General features: G+C 68.8%; 7 protein-coding genes. 4 read left to right on the top strand and 3 right to left on the bottom strand.

Annotated elements, in window-relative coordinates:
• Positions 1 to 273: 273 nt before the first annotated feature.
• On the bottom strand, positions 274 to 924 hold the full coding sequence (locus WBA11_RS14230; protein WP_424521332.1) for a hypothetical protein: 651 nt from the start codon (positions 922 to 924) through the stop codon (positions 274 to 276).
• 174 nt (positions 925 to 1,098) lie between these two features.
• Between WBA11_RS14230 and WBA11_RS14235 the strand changes: the two genes are divergently transcribed.
• Genes WBA11_RS14235 through WBA11_RS14250 form a run of 4 tightly spaced genes read left to right on the top strand, consistent with a single transcriptional unit; the run spans position 1,099 to position 2,474 of the window.
• On the top strand, positions 1,099 to 1,380 hold the full coding sequence (locus tag WBA11_RS14235; protein WP_424521333.1) for a hypothetical protein: 282 nt from the start codon (positions 1,099 to 1,101) through the stop codon (positions 1,378 to 1,380).
• Positions 1,380 to 1,700 carry a hypothetical protein gene (locus WBA11_RS14240; protein WP_424521334.1) on the top strand — a complete coding sequence of 107 codons (321 nt, stop codon included), beginning with the start codon at positions 1,380 to 1,382 and terminating at the stop codon, positions 1,698 to 1,700. Before WBA11_RS14235 ends, WBA11_RS14240 begins: the two co-directional genes overlap by 1 nt.
• Before the next feature lie 20 nt (positions 1,701 to 1,720).
• On the top strand, positions 1,721 to 2,233 hold the full coding sequence (locus WBA11_RS14245) for a hypothetical protein (protein WP_424521335.1): 513 nt from the start codon (positions 1,721 to 1,723) through the stop codon (positions 2,231 to 2,233).
• A gap of 22 nt (positions 2,234 to 2,255) precedes the next feature.
• Entirely contained in the window at positions 2,256 to 2,474 is a 219-nt protein-coding gene (locus tag WBA11_RS14250) for a hypothetical protein (RefSeq protein ID WP_424521336.1), read from the top strand.
• A gap of 192 nt (positions 2,475 to 2,666) precedes the next feature.
• Here WBA11_RS14250 and WBA11_RS14255 read toward each other — a convergent pair whose 3' ends face one another.
• Together WBA11_RS14255 and WBA11_RS14260 are read right to left on the bottom strand one after the other, a co-directional pair.
• Positions 2,667 to 2,933, bottom strand: coding sequence for a hypothetical protein (locus WBA11_RS14255; RefSeq protein WP_424521337.1), 267 nt, complete (start codon positions 2,931 to 2,933; stop codon positions 2,667 to 2,669).
• A 42-nt stretch (positions 2,934 to 2,975) separates the two neighbouring features.
• Positions 2,976 to 3,347 carry a hypothetical protein gene (locus WBA11_RS14260; RefSeq protein ID WP_424521338.1) on the bottom strand — a complete coding sequence of 124 codons (372 nt, stop codon included), beginning with the start codon at positions 3,345 to 3,347 and terminating at the stop codon, positions 2,976 to 2,978.
• Positions 3,348 to 3,577: the final 230 nt, after the last annotated feature.

The following is a 3,577-nucleotide window of genomic DNA, read 5'->3' on the forward strand; positions in this document are numbered from 1 at the left end:
CAGTCACGTCGTCCTCGAGGTCGGCGGCGGTCGCGGTTGTGTTGTCGGTGTTGGTCGTCATGGTTTCAGGATCTAGAGGGGTAGGAAGACGGGGTGGGAGACCACGGCGCAGGCCTGAGCGCCGCGCGTGGTCCGGTGTGCGTTGAGTTGACGGGCGCGCTGTGAGAAGCCTCCACGCGCCGCTGCTGTGCGGCTGAGGGCGCGTCGCCTTGGTCTGGGTCCGTGTTGGTCATTGGTCAAGAGGCCCCGGTTACCGCCGGGGCCTGCGTGATGCTAGAGCGAGACGGCGTCGTGCCTGGCGTCGGCCTCCGACTCCATATCGGAAAGCGCGCGGTCGATGGCGAACGCCTCGGTCGTCTCCGTGAACTGCTCGGCCCCGGGCCGGACCGAAACCCCGTCGGCGTAGCGGACGGCGAACACGGTCCCGCCGACATGGGAGACCGCGAACCGAGCGAGCCCGCCCGTCATCACGTCCAAGGCCTCGACGGCGACGGTCTCGGGCGTCTCGAGGACGGCCTCCACAGCGTCGAGGTCGGCGGCCGACATGGGCAAGTTTCGGCGCGTGCGGACGGAGACGGCCGACGTGATCGAGTGCGAGCCCTCGAAGCTCTCGACGGAGACGAGAGCGGAGCCGGCCTCGAGAGCGAACGGGAAGCGGAGTGTGCGGGGCATGGGGGCGGTGTAAGGGTACGGGAGGGAGTCGACCTCGACGGCGCCGGACGGCGCGGCCGAGGCGTGGAGCGAGGCGACGTCGGCGTGGCCCTGGTCGTAGGCCTCGCGCTGCCAGTCGGCGGCGTCAGTCGGCGGGTTGTAGGTGAGCCGGTCGGCGTCGGCGCGGCCGACCTCGAACTGGTACTCGGCCTCGACCATCGGGTCGTTCGCGGGGTTGGCGACGGGGGCGGGGTAGGAGATCGGGGCGGGCATGGGGTCGGCCTGTTGGCGTTGCGTTGTGCTACCAATGTAAAGCTGATGGCTGTATGTGTCAAGCTGATAGCTGTAATAAATCAAGCCGTCGGCTGTTCTTCACATAAGCCGACGGCTTGACTCACTCCCGTCGCCCTCGCTATACTCCGACTCCCTCAGACGCCCCTGCCTCCCGTGTCAGCCCCTCTCGCCTCGCCTCCTAAGAAGAGGGCCATCCTTAACGGCGACGGCCTCAGGGACGCCGCGGCGCAGGCCGTCGCGGACTCCGGGTTGACCCAGGCCCGCGTCGCCTCGGTCGTCGCCGAGCGGATCGCTGGCCGGGACCGCCCCCCATCACCGGCGGCGATCTCAAACGCGGTCCGGGAGTCGAGCTCGAAGGTCGAGGCCTTGCAGCTCGACATCATCCGGGCGCTCACGGGCGCCTCGCTCACGGGTCCGCTCTACCGGGTGGACTAATGGCCGACGGCCGGAGCCCGGGGTATGACCGCGTTCTCGGCGAGCTCTACCGGGCACGCATCGAGGACGCCCGCGCCAACCCTCCGACGTGGGACGCCCCTATCTCTCAGGGCTCGGCCCGCGTGTTCGAGGCCCTCGAGGACGAGTTCGCGGCCGCCGACGTCGTCGCCGTCGTGGACCCGTCGGACTACGGCCTCGAGGACGCGGCCGACTGGCTCGCCGACTGGGTGGCCCGGGGGATGGCCGCCGAGCCGGCGCCGGGCGCGTTCGCCAAGACGGGCGAGCGGCCGTACCGGACGGATCAGGGGATGCTGAGCTAACGACTAGCCCGCCGAGTTCGATGCGAACACCAGAGGAGGAGCGCTACGTCCATCTGCAGTTCTGCTCGGATGACCTGAACAGCGCGTGGTGGCTACTGGGAGAGATCAAGCGGCAGGGCGACAACCCGTTGGTAGGAGCAGCGTTTCAGTACGCTGTCATCGCCTACGCTCGGCCGTTCAAGACGTCCTACGGCGCATTGGAACCTCGCACCAAGCTCAGACTCGACCCCTCTCACGTTCCCGAGAGATACCGGGGCCTCCACGACCGCTTGTTAACGACGAGGGATCGCATTATCGCCCACCGCGACGTCGGTGTCTGGAATCCAAAGCTCAGCGTTTTCGAGGCGCATAGTGGGCGGAACCAAGCGGCCCTCGTCTACAACGTGATCCATGGGACGGAGGAGCTCCCGAACGTCGACGCCATCATCGAGGCCATTGAGGCTACACTCGACTCTGTCTACTCCGAGCTCGAACTGCGTAAGTCCAACCTCCCGCTGTCATCGCACAGGGCGGACCCCGGGATGCTGAGCTAGTCGAGCGGCGTCGCTCCGGTCAATGACTCCCCACGCGAACACGGTCTCGGCCGAGGCGGTCCAGTCGGCGACTGTGACGGAGTCCCCCTTCTCTCGGAGCCACTTCCTAGAGGAGTCCGGCGCTCCGCAACCCGTCGACGGCGTGGTCGACGGGGCGTCACTCCGGGTGCTCGTGGAGGACGGGCCGCGGTGGCCCATAGCGATCTTGGGCGACGCCGACAGGCTCTTCGTTCGCAACTGAGTCGGTCCGGTCCAGCTTTGAATGGCGTCGCGGCTGAGGGCAATGCGACCATCGCATCGGCGGGACCACGCACCCCGCACGCAGCCCGGCCTCCGACAAGTAAACGAGCAGCGTTGTCCGGTAGGCACGAGTCGAGGACTCGTTAGGAGGCTGGTCATCCGTCGAGGCGGACTGTGTTACGTCGCCGGGCAGTCAGGGTCTAACCCCTCCCTGGGCCTGCCTCCGGGTGGACGGCGCCTGTGGTGGGGTGCCGGGGCAGGCGGCGCCATCCGACGCCGCCTGTCGCCCAACTCCTATTGCGTCGAGGTCGCTCCCGGTGCCGAACACCGATCGGACCAGCCGCTCGGCGGCCTCGAGGACGGCGGCCGTGGCGAGGTCGTGGTCCCCTTGAGCCTCGAGGGCGTCGGCCAAGTCGAGGAAGTCCTGGGGCGATCCGGGGACGGGGGGGAGCGGGTCCATGCCTTACAGACCGCGGCGGCCCGGCGACGTAACACGGCGGGCCTAGAGCGGCGGCCCGCGCCGGGCGAACACGAACGTGAACACGTTGGAGACCGTCGCGACGAACAGGTCCTCCGTCTGCGCGCGCCCCTCCAGCTTGAGCTCGACGTTGACGTCGGGACGGGCGGGGCCGTCGGGCACGAGCCACGAGACGAGACGCCACTCGGTAGGCGTCAGCTTGTGAGGCCAGGTCCGGGCGTCCTCGAGGGCGAGCGCCAAGCCGGCCGCGAACGGTCGCCACTCGACGTCCGGCTGGTACATCCCTCGAGGTCGCTCGACGGCGATCTGCTTGAGGCCCGCGTCCTCGATGGCGCGGGCGAGGTCGGCGAGCGGTTGCCAAGCGGCGAGCGGTTCGGGGACGGGCGGTCTCGGCATGGCCGGATGCTACGGCCTCCTCTCCTAACGGCTCTTGGCCGCACTGTCTAGGGTTGTCTCGCGGCGGCGGTCTGGCCGCGGTTGCAATGCGGCGCCGTTGACCGAGGGTTGGCGGGGTGTACCGATCCGGCCTCCTTTTACGTGGCGCAACTGCGCCGGGGCCGGTTGCCGGTGTCACTCCGGGGCAGGTCCGGTGACGGGCGAGGCAGCGGTCGGGGTCTCCTTTTTTC

This window comes from Rubrivirga sp., from assembly GCF_049648075.1.
Lineage (GTDB): Bacteria > Bacteroidota > Rhodothermia > Rhodothermales > Rubricoccaceae > Rubrivirga.